The 16106-nt window shown below is 67.7% G+C and carries 7 protein-coding genes and 1 pseudogene; 1 reads left to right on the forward strand and 7 read right to left on the reverse strand.

Annotated features, from left to right (window positions below; genetic code table 11):
- Positions 1-185: 185 nt before the first annotated feature.
- The 5 genes and pseudogenes from tuf to RI578_RS16245 form a co-directional block, all read right to left on the reverse strand.
- A complete protein-coding gene (gene tuf / locus RI578_RS16225) occupies positions 186-1379 on the reverse strand; it encodes an elongation factor Tu (RefSeq protein ID WP_055418382.1) in 1194 nt (397 codons plus the stop codon).
- A gap of 173 nt (positions 1380-1552) precedes the next feature.
- On the reverse strand, positions 1553-3679 hold the full coding sequence (fusA, locus tag RI578_RS16230) for an elongation factor G (protein ID WP_310871749.1): 2127 nt from the start codon (positions 3677-3679) through the stop codon (positions 1553-1555).
- A 39-nt stretch (positions 3680-3718) separates the two neighbouring features.
- On the reverse strand, positions 3719-4189 hold the full coding sequence (rpsG, locus tag RI578_RS16235) for a 30S ribosomal protein S7 (RefSeq protein ID WP_003974303.1): 471 nt from the start codon (positions 4187-4189) through the stop codon (positions 3719-3721).
- Positions 4190-4191: 2 nt separating this feature from the next.
- Positions 4192-4563 carry a 30S ribosomal protein S12 gene (gene rpsL / locus RI578_RS16240; protein WP_003948652.1) on the reverse strand — a complete coding sequence of 124 codons (372 nt, stop codon included), beginning with the start codon at positions 4561-4563 and terminating at the stop codon, positions 4192-4194.
- Between the two features lie 1172 nt (positions 4564-5735).
- Positions 5736-6731: pseudogene (locus RI578_RS16245) on the reverse strand (glycosyltransferase family 2 protein); the annotation flags it as partial.
- Positions 6732-6832: 101 nt separating this feature from the next.
- On the opposite strand from RI578_RS16245, the gene RI578_RS16250 reads away from it, so the two are divergent.
- Positions 6833-8125 carry a hypothetical protein gene (locus tag RI578_RS16250; protein ID WP_310875782.1) on the forward strand — a complete coding sequence of 431 codons (1293 nt, stop codon included), beginning with the start codon at positions 6833-6835 and terminating at the stop codon, positions 8123-8125.
- An 84-nt stretch (positions 8126-8209) separates the two neighbouring features.
- Here RI578_RS16250 and RI578_RS16255 read toward each other — a convergent pair whose 3' ends face one another.
- On the reverse strand, positions 8210-12109 hold the full coding sequence (locus RI578_RS16255) for a DNA-directed RNA polymerase subunit beta' (RefSeq protein WP_310871750.1): 3900 nt from the start codon (positions 12107-12109) through the stop codon (positions 8210-8212).
- A 98-nt stretch (positions 12110-12207) separates the two neighbouring features.
- A complete protein-coding gene (gene rpoB / locus RI578_RS16260) occupies positions 12208-15693 on the reverse strand; it encodes a DNA-directed RNA polymerase subunit beta (RefSeq protein WP_121748640.1) in 3486 nt (1161 codons plus the stop codon).
- Between the last annotated feature and the right edge of the window lie 413 nt (positions 15694-16106).

Raw genomic sequence — 16106 nt, forward strand, 5'->3', positions numbered from 1 at the left:
CCGGAGAGCCGGACCGGCAGGGACGACCTTCGCGAGGGCCGCGAGTACCGCGCAGGCGCCCAGCGTCGTACCGATGACCACGGCAGACGGGCATGGCAGAGGGGCCCGTACGACCGAAGTCGTACGGGCCCCTCTGTTCAGGCATCAGCCCATGTCAGGTCAGTCGACCGACAAGCAAGCGGAGCTTACTTGTTGATCTTGGTGACCTGGCCGGCGCCCACGGTCCGGCCACCCTCACGGATGGCGAACTTCAGGCCCTCTTCCATGGCGACGGGCTGGATGAGCTCCACCTTCATCTCGGTGTTGTCACCCGGCATGACCATCTCGGTGCCCTCGGGGAGGGTCACGACGCCGGTCACGTCCGTCGTACGGAAGTAGAACTGCGGACGGTAGTTGTTGAAGAAGGGGGTGTGACGACCACCCTCGTCCTTCGACAGGATGTAGGCCTGGGCCTCGAACTCGGTGTGCGGCGTGACCGAACCGGGCTTGATGATGACCTGGCCGCGCTCGACGTCCTCGCGCTTGATGCCACGGAGGAGCAGACCGACGTTCTCACCGGCCTGGCCCTCGTCGAGCAGCTTGCGGAACATCTCGATGCCGGTGACCGTGGTGGTGGTCTTCTCGGTCTTGATGCCGATGATGTCGACGGTCTCGTTGACCTTGAGGACACCACGCTCGATGCGGCCGGTGACGACGGTGCCACGACCGGTGATCGTGAAGACGTCCTCGATCGGCATCAGGAACGGCTTGTCGACGTCGCGCTCGGGCTCCGGGATGGACTCGTCCACGGCCTTCATGAGCTCGAGGACCGAGTTGCCCCACTCCTTGTCGCCCTCAAGGGCCTTCAGGGCGGAGACCTTGACGACCGGCAGGTCGTCGCCCGGGAACTCGTACTCGGAGAGGAGCTCGCGCACCTCGAGCTCGACGAGCTCCAGGATCTCCTCGTCGTCCACCATGTCGGCCTTGTTCAGGGCGACGACGATGTACGGAACGCCGACCTGGCGGGCCAGGAGCACGTGCTCCTTGGTCTGCGGCATCGGGCCGTCGGTGGCCGCGACCACGAGGATGGCGCCGTCCATCTGCGCCGCACCCGTGATCATGTTCTTGATGTAGTCCGCGTGACCGGGGCAGTCGACGTGGGCGTAGTGACGCGTCTCGGTCTGGTACTCGACGTGCGCGATCGAGATCGTGATACCGCGCTGGCGCTCCTCGGGAGCCTTGTCGATCTGGTCGAAGGCCGAGGCCTCGTTCAGCTCGGGGTACGCGTCGTGCAGCACCTTGGTAATGGCGGCCGTGAGGGTCGTCTTACCGTGGTCGATGTGACCGATGGTGCCGATGTTGACGTGCGGCTTAGTCCGCTCGAACTTCGCCTTCGCCACTGGGGTCCTCCTGTGGAGTGGTTCTGTACGCCTTACTCATCGGCGCCAGGTGATCTTTGCTGGAAAGCCCGGGTGCCGGGGGCATTCCGCCGGGTTCACGGCGGAATGCCCCATGCAGGCTCCGGGGTCAAGCCTAAAGCGTGAGAACGGGGTCCGTTAAACGGAGTAGTCCGTTACTCGCCCTTGGCCTTCGCGATGATCTCCTCGGCGACGTTCCGGGGAACCTCGGCGTAGGAGTCGAACTGCATCGAGTAGCTTGCGCGACCCGACGTCTTGCTGCGGAGGTCGCCGACGTAGCCGAACATCTCCGAGAGGGGCACGAGGCCCTTCACGACACGGGCACCGGCCCGCTCCTCCATGGCCTGGATCTGACCACGGCGGGAGTTGATGTCGCCGATGACCTCACCCATGTAGTCCTCGGGCGTGGTGACCTCGACGGACATCATCGGCTCCATGAGAACCGGCGAAGCCTTGCGCGCGGCCTCCTTGAAGGCCTGCGAACCGGCGATCTTGAACGCCAGCTCGGAGGAGTCGACCTCGTGGTAGCCGCCGTCGATGAGCGTGACGCGGACGCCCGTCATCTCGTAGCCGGCCAGGATGCCGAACTGCATGGCCTCCTGGGCACCGGCGTCCACCGAAGGGATGTACTCCTTCGGGATACGGCCACCGGTCACCTTGTTCACGAACTCGTACGAGGTGTCGCCACCCTCGATCGGCTCGATCGCGATCTGCACCTTGGCGAACTGACCGGTACCACCGGTCTGCTTCTTGTGGGTGTAGTCCACGCGCTCGACGGCCTTGCGGATCGTCTCACGGTACGCGACCTGGGGCTTGCCGACGTTGGCCTCGACCCGGAACTCACGGCGCATACGGTCGACCAGCACCTCGAGGTGCAGCTCGCCCATACCACCGATGATGGTCTGGCCGGTCTCCTCGTCGGAGTGAACCTGGAAGGAGGGGTCCTCCTCGGCCAGGCGCTGGATCGCGACGCCGAGCTTCTCCTGGTCGCCCTTCGACTTGGGCTCGATGGCGACCTCGATGACCGGCGCCGGGAAGTCCATGGACTCCAGGATCACCGGGTTCTTGTCGTCGGACAGCGTCTCACCGGTGGTGGTCTGCTTCAGGCCCATGACGGCGACGATGTCACCGGCGCCCACCGACTCGATCTCCTCACGCTTGTTGGCGTGCATGCGGTAGATCTTGCCGATGCGCTCCTTCTTGCCCTTGACGGGGTTCAGCACCGCGGTGCCGGACACCAGGCGGCCCGAGTAGACCCGGACGAAGGTGAGCTTGCCGAGGTGCGGGTCGCTCATGATCTTGAAGGCGAGCGCGGCCAGCGGCTCGTCCTCGGACGGCTTGCGCTTGACGACGACCTCGGGGTCCTTGACGTCGTGGCCCTCGATGGCCTCGACGTCGAGCGGGGTCGGCAGGTAGCGCACGACCGCGTCGAGCAGGGGCTGGACGCCCTTGTTCTTGAACGCGGTACCGCAGAACACCGGGGTGACCGTGGTGTCGTCGGACTTGCCGGACGCGATGGTGATGCGACGGATCGCGGCGTACAGCTGCTCCTCGGTGGGCTCCTGGCCCTCCAGGAACAGCTCCATGATCTCTTCGTCGTTCTCCGCGACGCCCTCGACCAGCTTGCCGCGCCACTCCTCGGCGGCCTCGGCGTGCGTGGCCGGGATGTCGACGGTGTCGTACATCTCGCCCTTGGCGGCCTCGGCGGACCACACGAGCGCCTTCATGCGGACCAGGTCCACGACGCCCTTGAAGTCGGCCTCGGCGCCGATCGGGAGCTGCATGACGAGCGGCTGGGCGCCCAGGCGGTCCGAGATCATCTCCACGCAGCGGTGGAACTCGGCGCCGGTACGGTCCAGCTTGTTCACGAAGCAGATACGCGGCACGCCGTAACGGTCGGCCTGACGCCACACCGTCTCGGACTGCGGCTCGACACCGGCGACACCGTCGAACACGGTCACGGCACCGTCGAGCACACGCAGGGAGCGCTCCACCTCAACGGTGAAGTCGACGTGCCCGGGGGTGTCGATGATGTTGATCGTGTAGTCGTTGTCCTCGAGCGGCCAGTGGCAGGTGGTCGCAGCAGACGTGATCGTGATGCCACGCTCCTGCTCCTGCTCCATCCAGTCCATCGTGGCGGCGCCGTCGTGGACCTCACCGATCTTGTACGACACGCCCGTGTAGAACAGGATCCGCTCGGTGGTGGTCGTCTTGCCCGCGTCGATGTGGGCCATGATCCCGATGTTGCGGACCTTGGCCAGGTCAAGTGAAGTGGTAGCCATAAGGCTTCAGTCTTCTCTCGGTCTCGATGTGGGTAGCGACTACCAGCGGTAGTGCGCGAAGGCCTTGTTGGACTCGGCCATCTTGTGCGTGTCCTCGCGCTTCTTCACAGCGGCACCGAGGCCGTTGGAGGCGTCGAGGAGCTCGTTGAGCAGACGCTCGGTCATGGTCTTCTCGCGACGGGCGCGGGAGTAACCGACCAGCCAGCGCAGCGCGAGGGTGTTGGCCCGACCGGGCTTGACCTCGATCGGCACCTGGTACGTCGCACCACCGACACGGCGGGACTTGACCTCGAGGGTCGGCTTGATGTTCTCGAGAGCGCGCTTCAGCGTGATGACCGGGTCGTTACCGGTCTTCTCGCGCAGGCCCTCCATGGCGCCGTAGACGATGCGCTCGGCGGTGGAGCGCTTGCCGTTCAGCAGCACCTTGTTGATCAGGGAGGTCACCAGAGGAGAACCGTAGACCGGGTCGATGATGACCGGGCGCTTCGGGGCGGGGCCCTTACGAGGCATTCTTACTTCTCCTTCTTGGCGCCGTAGCGGCTGCGGGCCTGCTTGCGGTTCTTGACACCCTGGGTGTCAAGCGAACCGCGGATGATCTTGTAGCGAACACCCGGCAGGTCCTTCACACGGCCGCCGCGCACGAGCACGATGGAGTGCTCCTGCAGGTTGTGCCCCTCACCCGGAATGTAAGCGGTGACTTCGATCCCGCTGGTCAGACGCACACGCGCGACCTTACGCAGGGCCGAGTTCGGCTTCTTCGGGGTGGTCGTGAACACACGCGTGCAGACGCCGCGACGCTGGGGCGAACCCTCGAGTGCGGGCGTCTTGTTCTTCTCGACCTTGTCCTGCCGGCCCTTCCGGACCAGCTGCTGGATCGTAGGCACTACTTCTCCGGTTTCTGTGTGCCGAATGGTGAAGCTAACCTGGAACGTCTCCGACCCACGCGGTCGGGTGTGTCGAAGCCGCGAACCCCTGCCGCGAGGCGGAGGAAAGCGCGGATTGCGGTGGCCGGTCACGACCCTCACTGCGGTTGAAGGCACGCACGAGGGCCAGGGCACACCCCAGGCACAAGGTCTGAGCGTACCTATCGCATTCGCTGCGGTCAAAACAAATGGGCGAGACCGGCAGCGGCGCCCGACTCACCCCGGTTTCGCCCATTCGGCGCGGAGGGCTCCGCCGCCACCAGGACCCCGCGCGGGCCCCCGCTGCGCGGGCCCCCGCTGCGCGGGCCTTCGCCGCGGCCCCTTCACTGCGCAGGCCCTCCGCCAGGCGGGCTCCGCCACGCCGGCCTTTCGCCGCGCGGCCTCCGCCACGCGGGCCCTTCACCGCACGGCCCCTCCGCCATGCGGGCTCCGCCACGCTGGCCCTTCGCCGCACGGGCTCTCCGCCCTGCGGGCTCCGCCACGGGCGGACCGGTCACGGCGGGGCGGCGCCCCCGTCCCGCACGGGGCCGGGCGCCGGAACGCGGACGCCGCCGCCTCGTGCCTCAGACCCGCGGCACCGGAACGCGCGCCCCGTCCGCCGGGGCGGCCGGGGCCTCCCGAGGAACCGGCGGGCGGGCGGCGGCGCCGCGTGCGGACGCTTCGGCCGCGAGGACGTCGGCGCCGTCCGGACCGCCGACGGCCGGCCCGGCACCGGTCGACGCGGACTCCTCGGTGACACCGGGGACGGGCCCGGACCGCGAGTCGGAGGCGCCGTCCGACGCGCCGGGGACCGACTCGGACTGCGCGTCAGCCGCACCGCCCGAAGCACCGGGGACCGGCTCGCACCGCGGGTCGGGGGCCCCACCCGCAGCGCCGGTGACCGACTCGGGCCTCCGACCGGACGTCGCGCCCGTAGCGCCGGGCCCCTGCTCTGATCGCCGACCGGACGCCCCACCCGAGGCCGCCTGGGCCGACTCGGACCGCGCACCGGACGCCCCACCCGAGGCGCCAGGGACGGGCTCCGACCGCCGGCCGGACGCCCCACCCGAGCCCGCGCGGACCGACTCGGACCGCGCACCGGACGCCCCACCCGAGGCGCCAGGGGCGTGCTCCGGCCGCCGGTCGGGCGTCCCGCCCGGCGTCGCGTCGGGCGGGGCGTCCGAGGCCCCTGGGTGGGCCGTGTCGTCGCGGACGAAGTACGTGGGTCGGTTCTGTACGGCCGTGTATATGCGGCCGACGTACTCGCCGAGCAGGCCGACGCAGATCAGCTGCACGGCGCCGATGAAGACGATGCCCGTGAAGAGCGACGTCCAGCCGGGCACCGTGCGGCCCAGCGCGAAGGCGGTGAGGGTGTAGACGAGCAGCGCCAGGCAGACCACGAAGGCGCCGGCGCCCAGCCAGGTGGCGATGCGCAGCGGGGCCGCGGAGAAGCCGGTGACGCTGTCCACCGCGAGGCGGATCATCCGGCCCAGCGGATACTTGGTGCGGCCCGCGGTGCGCGGAGCGCGCTCGTACGTCACCTGCCCGCTCGGGAAGCCCAGCCAGGGCACGAGGAGCCGGTAGACCCGCTGCTGGTCCGGCAGGGCCTTCAGGGCGTCCACCGCGGCCCGGCTGAGCAGCCGGAAGTCGCCCGCCTGCGCGGGGACCGACGGGCCCGCCAGGCGCCGCATGAGGCGGTAGTAGAGGCCCGCGCTCCAGCGCTTGAACCCGGTGTCGCTGCTGCGGTCGGCGCGGACGCCGTACACGATGTCGAGCCCCTCCGCGCGGGCCAGCGCCAACATGTCGGGGATCTTCTCCGGCGGGTCCTGGAGGTCGGCGTCCAGGCTCACCACGTAGGCCCCGGACGCCCGGTCCAGGCCGGCGGTGAGGGCGGCCTGGTGGCCGGAGTTGCGCCGCAGCGCGACCACGCGCAGTTCCGGCCAGCCCAGCCGGAAGGCGGCGAGCAGTTCGGCCGTACGGTCGCCGCTGCCGTCGTCCACCGCGACGACCTCGTGGGGGACGCCCAGCTCCGTCAGGACCGGCCGCAGCCTGCTGACCAGCGCGGGCAGGACCTCTTCCTCGTTGTACATCGGAATGACGACCGACAGCACGATCGGTTCGTGCAGTTCCTCGTCCCGTTCCTCGGGCACCGCGCCTCCCCTCCCCCGAACACCGAGCACAGATGTGCGACTCTTGTGCGATCTTATGGCAGCAATTGACGGTTGAGGGTGGACTGAGGGGGATGACAGCCATGGACACGGCTGCCGACGACACGGTGACCGACGGGTCGCGCGACGCACCGGACGGGCAGCCCGACGACCGCCCGGAACGCTCCTGGCGGACCTGGCGTCCGACGCTGCCGGACGGCGCCCGCCCCTACCTGCCCGCGCTCGTCCTCTACGGCGTCACGAAGCTCGTCGGCCTCACGGTCTTCGCCTCCCTGTTGAAGTACGCCGGGGACTACAAGGAGAAGAACCCCCGCTTCGGCGGCGGCGCCCACTGGTGGGACGTGCTGGCCACCTGGGACGGCTGGTGGTACCTCCAGGTCGCCGAGCACGGCTACAGCCCTGCCCTGGTGCGGCTCGACTCGGACGGCCTGTTCACGGTCCAGCAGAACTCGGTCGCCTTCTTCCCGCTCTACCCGGCACTGATCCGCATGGTCTCGGAGACCACGGGCCTCGGCCTGTACGGCTCCGGCATCCTCGTCTCGGTCGTCTCGTCGTTCGTCGCGGCGGCGGGCATCTTCGCCGTGATCCGCCTCGTCGCCGGTGCCCGCGCGGGCACCATCGCCGCGGGGCTGTGGGCCGTGGCCCCGGGTGCGGGCGTCGAGTGGGCGGTGTACTCGGAGTCCCTGTTCGTCGCCATCGCCGCCTGGGCCTGCTACGCCGTCATGACCAAGCGCTGGGTGGTGGCCGGCCTGCTCGCCTTCACCGCGGGCCTGAACCGCCCCACGTCCGCCGTACTCATAGGCGCCGTGGGACTCGCCGCGCTGGTGACGCTCGCCCGCCCCGCGACCAGACGCGAGCACGGCGTACGCGGCCCCGTGTACGCGATGGTCGTCGCTCCCCTGGGCCTGCTCTCCTACATCGCCTGGGTCGGCTACCGCACCGGCGAGGCCACGGCGTACTTCACGCTCCAGCGCGAGGGCTGGGCGCACTTCTTCGACTACGGCGCCTACACCCTGGACGTGCTGCGCAACCTCGCGGTGGGCAAGGGCGACTACCCCTTCGCCTTCTCCACCCCGGACCTGCTCTCCCTCCAGCTGGTCCTGGCGCTGCCCTTCCTCATCGCCCTGATGCTGCGCAAGAAGCCCCCGCTGGTGCTCGTCGCGTACACCCTGGCGACGATCATCACCGTCCTCGGCACCCAGCAGATGTTCGGCAACACCATGCGCTACCTGCTGCCCGCCTTCCCCCTGCTCATCGCCCCCGCCGCGGCCCTCGGCCGCCTGAAGCTCCCGAGCCTGGTGGTCTTCTTCTCCACCGCCGCGCTCGCCTCCGGCTGGTACGCGCACTACGTCATCTTCGAGCTGGGCGTGCCGTAAGCCCCGCCCCGCGCCCCGCGCACACGCCGAAGGGCGGCCACCCCGTGGGGGTGACCGCCTTCATGCGATCAAGCGACAGCTCGCTTACTGGTTGTACGGACCGTAGTCGTAGTCCTCCAGCGGAACGGCCTGGCCGGAGCCCGTGCCGAACGGCGAGTAGTCGATGTCGTCGTAGCCGACGGCCGAGTACATCGCGGCCTTGGCCTCCTCGGTCGGCTCGACCCGGATGTTGCGGTAGCGGGACAGACCCGTACCGGCCGGGATGAGCTTACCGATGATGACGTTCTCCTTGAGGCCGATGAGGCTGTCGGACTTGGCGTTGATCGCCGCATCCGTCAGGACTCGGGTCGTCTCCTGGAAGGAGGCGGCCGACAGCCAGGACTCCGTCGCCAGCGAGGCCTTGGTGATACCCATCAGCTGCGGACGACCGGAGGCCGGGTGACCGCCCTCCTGGACCACACGACGGTTCTCGGTCTCGAACTTCGTACGCTCGACCAGCTCGCCGGGCAGCAGCTCGGCGTCGCCGGACTCGATGATCGTCACACGGCGCAGCATCTGCCGGATGATGATCTCGATGTGCTTGTCGTGGATCGACACGCCCTGCGAGTTGTAGACCTTCTGGACCTCGCCGACCAGGTGGACCTGGACGGCACGCTGACCCAGGATGCGCAGCACGTCGTGCGGGTTGGTGGCACCCACGGTGAGCTTCTGGCCCACCTCGACGTGATCGCCCTCGCCGACCAGGAGACGGGCACGCTTCGAGATCGGGAACGCCGTCTCGTCGCTGCCGTCGTCCGGAGTGACGACGAGCTTCTTGGTCTTCTCGGTCTCCTCGATCCGGACGCGGCCGGAGGCCTCGGAGATCGGGGCGACACCCTTCGGGGTACGGGCCTCGAAGAGCTCGACGACACGCGGCAGACCCTGGGTGATGTCGTCACCGGCCACACCACCGGTGTGGAAGGTACGCATCGTCAGCTGGGTACCGGGCTCACCGATGGACTGGGCGGCGATGATGCCGACCGCCTCACCGATGTCGACCAGCTTGCCGGTGGCCAGCGAGCGGCCGTAGCACATGGCGCAGGTGCCGACCTGGGACTCACAGGTCAGGATCGAGCGGGTCTTGACCTCCTCGACGCCGTTGGCGACCAGGGCGTCGATCAGGACGTCACCGAGGTCGACGTTGGCCGGCGCGATCACCTTGCCGTCGATGACGACGTCCTCGGCGAGCATGCGGGCGTACACGCTGGTCTCGACGTCCTCGGCCTTGCGCAGCGTCCCGTCCGCGTCACGCGTGGCGATCGGCAGCTTGAGACCGCGCTCGGTGCCGCAGTCCTCCTCGCGAATGATGACGTCCTGGGAGACGTCGACCAGACGACGCGTGAGGTAACCCGAGTCGGCGGTACGCAGAGCGGTGTCCGCCAGACCCTTACGGGCACCGTGCGTGGAGATGAAGTACTCCAGCACGGACAGGCCCTCACGGAAGGAGGCCTTGATGGGACGCGGGATCGTCTCGTTCTTCGCGTTCGACACCAGACCACGCATACCGGCGATCTGACGCATCTGCATCATGTTGCCTCGTGCACCCGAGTTCACCATCATGAAGATCGGGTTGGTCTTCGGGAAGTTGTCGTTCATCGCCTCGGCGACCTCGTTGGTCGCCTTGGTCCAGATCGCGATGAGCTCCTGCGTGCGCTCGTCCTTGGTGATCAGACCGCGCTCGTACTGCTTCTGGACCTTCTCGTCCTGCGCCTCGTAGCCCTTGACGATCTCCTTCTTCGCCTCGGGAACGACGACGTCGGAGATGGCCACGGTGACGCCGGAACGGGTCGCCCAGAAGAAGCCAGCCGCCTTCAGGTTGTCGAGCGTCGCCGCCACGATGACCTTCGGGTAGCGCTCGGCGAGGTCGTTGACGATCTCGGAGAGCTGCTTCTTGCCGACCTCGTAGTCGACGAACGGGTAGTCCTCGGGCAGCAGCTCGTTGAAGAGCGCGCGGCCCAGCGTGGTCTTCAGGGTGAAGGTGTCACCCTGCTGCCACTCCGGCTCACCCTCCTCGCGGGCCGGGGGCTCCCAGCCGCGGGGCGGGATGGTGCCCACCGGGAAGCGGATGTCGACCTTCGACTGGAGCGACAGGTCGCCCGCGTCGAACGCCATGATCGCCTCGGCGGCGGAACCGAAGGCACGGCCCTCGCCCTTGAGGTCGCGGCCCTCGCCGTCGGTGGTGAGGAAGAACAGACCGAGGACCATGTCCTGGGTCGGCATCGTCACCGGACGGCCGTCGGCCGGCTTGAGGATGTTGTTCGAGGACAGCATCAGGATGCGGGCCTCGGCCTGCGCCTCCGCGGAGAGCGGCAGGTGCACGGCCATCTGGTCACCGTCGAAGTCCGCGTTGAACGCGGTGCAGACGAGCGGGTGGATCTGGATGGCCTTGCCCTCGACCAGCTGCGGCTCGAAGGCCTGGATGCCGAGGCGGTGCAGCGTGGGCGCACGGTTCAGCAGAACCGGGTGCTCCGCGATGACCTCTTCCAGCACGTCGTACACGACCGTGCGGCCGCGCTCGACCATGCGCTTGGCGCTCTTGATGTTCTGCGCGTGGTTCAGGTCGACCAGGCGCTTCATCACGAACGGCTTGAAGAGCTCCAGCGCCATGGCCTTGGGCAGACCGCACTGGTGCAGCTTCAGCTGCGGGCCGACGACGATGACGGAACGCGCCGAGTAGTCGACTCGCTTACCGAGCAGGTTCTGACGGAAACGACCCTGCTTGCCCTTGAGCATGTCGCTCAGGGACTTCAGCGGGCGGTTGCCGGGACCGGTGACCGGGCGACCACGACGACCGTTGTCGAAGAGGGCGTCCACGGCCTCCTGGAGCATGCGCTTCTCGTTGTTCACGATGATCTCGGGCGCGCCGAGGTCGAGAAGCCGCTTCAGGCGGTTGTTGCGGTTGATCACGCGGCGGTACAGGTCGTTCAGGTCGGAGGTCGCGAAGCGGCCACCGTCCAGCTGCACCATCGGACGCAGGTCCGGCGGGATGACCGGCACGCAGTCAAGGACCATGCCCTTGGGGCTGTTGCTGGTCTGCAGGAACGCGGAGACGACCTTGAGGCGCTTGAGCGCACGGGTCTTCTTCTGGCCCTTGCCGGTACGGATGATCTCGCGGAGGCGCTCGGCCTCCTCGTCGAGGTCGAAGGACTCCAGGCGCTTCTGCAGGGCAGCGGCACCCATGGAGCCGTCGAAGTACGTGCCGAAGCGGTCACGCAGCTCGCGGTAGAGCAGCTCGTCGCCCTCCAGGTCCTGGACCTTGAGGTTCTTGAACCGGTTCCACACCTCGTCGAGGCGGTCGATCTCGCGCTGCGCACGGTCGCGCAGCTGCTTCATCTCACGCTCGGCGCCCTCGCGCACCTTGCGGCGCACGTCGGCCTTGGCACCCTCGGCCTCCAGCTCGGCCAGGTCGGTCTCGAGCTTCTTGGCCCGGGCCTCCAGGTCGGAGTCGCGGCGCTGCTCGACCTGCTGACGCTCGACGGAGACGTGGGCCTCCAGCGAGGGCAGGTCGCGGGTGCGGCGCTCCTCGTCGACGTACGTGATCATGTACGCCGCGAAGTAGATGACCTTCTCCAGGTCCTTCGGGGCGAGGTCGAGCAGGTAGCCCAGCCGCGACGGAACGCCCTTGAAGTACCAGATGTGGGTGACGGGGGCGGCAAGCTCGATGTGGCCCATCCGCTCACGGCGCACCTTGGCGCGCGTGACCTCGACGCCACAGCGCTCACAGATGATGCCCTTGAAGCGGACACGCTTGTACTTGCCGCAGTAGCACTCCCAGTCCCGGGTCGGACCGAAGATCTTCTCGCAGAAGAGTCCGTCCTTTTCGGGCTTGAGCGTGCGGTAGTTGATCGTCTCGGGCTTCTTGACCTCGCCGTGGCTCCACTGACGGATGTCGTCAGCGGTGGCCAGACCGATCCGGAGCTCGTCGAAGAAGTTGACGTCGAGCACTATGCGTCAATCCCTCTCAGGGTTGTAAGTCTTGGGGTCTGAAACGGGGGTCCTGGGGCCGGCGGACCTTGATCGCTCAAGGTCCGCCGAAACTCCCGTCAGACCTCTTCGACGCTGCTCGGCTCGCGCCGGGACAGGTCGATGCCGAGCTCCTCCGCAGCGCGGAAGACGTCCTCGTCGGTGTCACGCATCTCGATGGACATGCCGTCCGAGGACAGCACCTCCACGTTGAGGCACAGGGACTGCATCTCCTTGATGAGCACCTTGAAGGACTCGGGGATGCCGGGCTCAGGGATGTTCTCGCCCTTGACGATGGCCTCGTAGACCTTCACGCGGCCGGTCACGTCGTCGGACTTGATGGTCAGCAGCTCCTGGAGGGCGTACGCGGCGCCGTAAGCCTCCAGCGCCCACACCTCCATCTCACCGAAGCGCTGGCCACCGAACTGGGCCTTACCACCCAGCGGCTGCTGGGTGATCATCGAGTACGGGCCGGTCGACCGGGCGTGCAGCTTGTCGTCGACCAGGTGGTGCAGCTTGAGGATGTACATGTAGCCGACCGAGATCGGCTCCGGGAACGGCTCGCCGGAGCGGCCGTCGAACAGCCTCGCCTTGCCGGACGGGAGCACCATGCGCTCGCCGTCGCGGTTCGGGATGGTGTGCTGGAGCAGACCGGCCAGCTCGTCCTCACGCGCACCGTCGAAGACGGGGGTGGCGACGTTGGTGCCGGGCTCGACCTTGTCGGCGCCGATGGCCTGGAGGCGCTCGGCCCACTCCTCCGCGAGGCCGGAGACGTCCCAGCCGCGGCTGGCGAGCCAGCCGAGGTGGATCTCCAGGACCTGTCCCGGGTTCATTCGGGACGGGACACCCAGCGGGTTGAGGATGATGTCGACCGGGGTGCCGTCCTCCAGGAACGGCATGTCCTCGATCGGGTTGATCTTGGAGATGACGCCCTTGTTGCCGTGGCGGCCGGCGAGCTTGTCACCGTCGGTGATCTTGCGCTTCTGCGCGACGTAGACGCGGACCAGCTGGTTCACGCCCGGCGGCAGCTCGTCGCCCTCTTCGCGGTCGAAGACGCGGACGCCGATGACCTTGCCGATCTCACCGTGCGGCACCTTCAGGGAGGTGTCGCGCACCTCGCGCGCCTTCTCACCGAAGATCGCGCGGAGCAGGCGCTCCTCCGGCGTCAGCTCGGTCTCGCCCTTGGGCGTGACCTTGCCGACGAGGATGTCGCCGGCGACGACCTCGGCACCGATGCGGATGATGCCGCGCTCGTCGAGGTCGGCGAGGACCTCCTCGGAGACGTTCGGGATGTCCCGGGTGATCTCCTCGGGGCCGAGCTTGGTGTCACGGGCGTCGACCTCGTGCTCCTCGATGTGGATCGAGGAGAGGACGTCGTCCTGCACGAGGCGCTGCGACAGGATGATCGCGTCCTCGTAGTTGTGACCCTCCCACGGCATGAACGCGACCAGCAGGTTCTTGCCGAGCGCCATCTCGCCGTTCTCGGTGGCCGGACCGTCGGCCAGGACCTGGCCCTCGATGATCCGGTCGCCCTCGGCGACGATGACCTTCTGGTTGACCGAGGTTCCCTGGTTGGACCGGGAGAACTTGGCCAGGCGGTACGTGATGTACGTGCCGTCGTCGTTGGTGGTGGTGATGTAGTCCGCGGAGACCTCCTGGACCACACCCGCCTTCTCGGCCTTGACCACGTCGCCGGCGTCGGCGGCGGAGCGGTACTCCATGCCGGTGCCGACCAGCGGGGACTCGCTCTTGATGAGCGGCACCGCCTGACGCATCATGTTCGCGCCCATGAGGGCACGGTTGGCGTCGTCGTGCTCGAGGAACGGGATCATGGCGGTCGCGACCGACACCATCTGGCGCGGCGAGACGTCCATGTAGTCGACGTCGTCACCGGGGACGTAGTCGACCTCGCCGCCACGACGGCGGACCAGGACGCGGGCCTCGGAGAAGCGCATGTCGTCGTTGAGCGTGGCGTTGGCCTGCGCGATGACGAAGCGGTCCTCCTCGTCGGCGGTCAGGTAGTCCACGTCGTCCGTGACCTGGCCGTCGACGACCTTGCGGTAAGGCGTCTCGATGAAACCGAACGGGTTGATCCGGCCGTACGAGGCGAGCGAGCCGATCAGACCGATGTTCGGGCCTTCGGGCGTCTCGATCGGGCACATGCGGCCGTAGTGCGACGGGTGAACGTCACGGACCTCGAAGCCGGCCCGCTCACGGGAGAGACCACCCGGGCCGAGGGCGTTCAGACGACGCTTGTGCGTCAGCCCCGACAGCGGGTTGTTCTGGTCCATGAACTGGGACAGCTGGCTGGTGCCGAAGAACTCCTTGATGGAGGCGACGACCGGCCGGATGTTGATCAGGGTCTGCGGCGTGATCGCCTCGACGTCCTGGGTGGTCATGCGCTCACGCACGACGCGCTCCATACGGGCGAGACCCGTACGGACCTGGTTCTGGATCAGCTCGCCGACGTTGCGGATGCGGCGGTTGCCGAAGTGGTCGATGTCGTCGGTCTCGACGACGATCTCCCGGCCCGACTCGCCGACCGTCTCGGTCTCACCGGCGTGCAGCTTCACCAGGTACTTGATGGTGGCGATGACGTCGTCGGTGGTGAGCACCCCGGCGTCCAGCGGCTCGTCCGCGCCGAGCTTCTTGTTGACCTTGTAGCGGCCGACCTTGGCGAGGTCGTAGCGCTTCGGGTTGAAGTACAGGTTCTCCAGAAGCGTCTGCGCGGCCTCACGCGTGGGGGGCTCGCCCGGACGCAGCTTGCGGTAGATGTCGAGCAGCGCGTCGTCCTGGCCCTGGGTGTGGTCCTTCTCCAGGGTGGCGCGCATGGACTCGTACTCGCCGAACTCCTCGAGGATCTGCTCGGTGGTCCAACCGAGGGCCTTGAGGAGGACGGTCACGGACTGCTTGCGCTTGCGGTCGATGCGCACACCGACCATGTCGCGCTTGTCGATCTCCATCTCCAGCCAGGCACCCCGGGACGGGATGATCTTGGCGGAGAAGATGTCCTTGTCGGACGTCTTGTCGATGGAGGAGTCGAAGTAGACACCCGGCGAACGGACCAGCTGCGACACCACGACACGCTCGGTGCCGTTGATGACGAAGGTGCCCTTGTTGGTCATGAGCGGGAAGTCGCCCATGAAGACCGTCTGGGACTTGATCTCGCCGGTCTCGTTGTTGGTGAACTCGGCGGTGACGAAGAGCGGGGCCGCGTACGTGAAGTCGCGGTCCTTGCACTCGTCGATGCTGTTCTTGGGGGGCTCGAAGCGGTGGTCGCGGAACGTCAGCGACATCGACCCGGAGAAGTCCTCGATCGGCGAGATCTCCTCGAAGATCTCTTCCAGACCGGACTTGGTGGGGACGTCCTGACCGGACTCCAGAGCCGACTCGACGCGAGCCTTCCACGCGTCGTTGCCGAGCAGCCAGTCGAAGCTCTCGGTTTGCAGCGCGAGAAGGTTCGGAACCTCGAGGGGCTCCTTGATCTTTGCAAAGGAGATGCGCAGCGGGGCGGTGCTGGCAGCGTTGTTCGTATTCGCGGTCGAGGCATTGCGCGAGGCGGCCAAGAGGGGGTCCTTCCGAGGGCTCGGACTCACTACGCGCGTACCGGCCCCTCTTCCGTGCACGAAGACAGGGGGCGCCTGATGTGGCTGTAAAGCCAGGTCAGGCAGGCTCTGGTCGTCGGTGCTCGGGCGAGGGCAGACCCCTGGTGACGGGCAGGGGGCAACTAACAGGCAGCGCAAAGGGTCAGTGTAGCCACATGGCACACTGATGTCCAGTGCGGGTCTCGATGACCGTGTTCGCTCCTCGTTGTTCTCACCACCTGCGGCAAGGCCTCGCCCTCAACGCACCGTGATACTGCCCTCTTCGCCGTGGATCCATGCCTCGGATTCGGATCCGTGTGACGACGCGTCCTGAGAATCGCGCGCTGCGTGCGGTTCGTCAAGGCCCCCCTTGCCCGAACCGCCTGCCGCCTGGG

Source organism: Streptomyces sp. BB1-1-1, assembly GCF_031597775.1.
Taxonomy (GTDB): Bacteria; Actinomycetota; Actinomycetes; order Streptomycetales; family Streptomycetaceae; genus Streptomyces; species Streptomyces thinghirensis.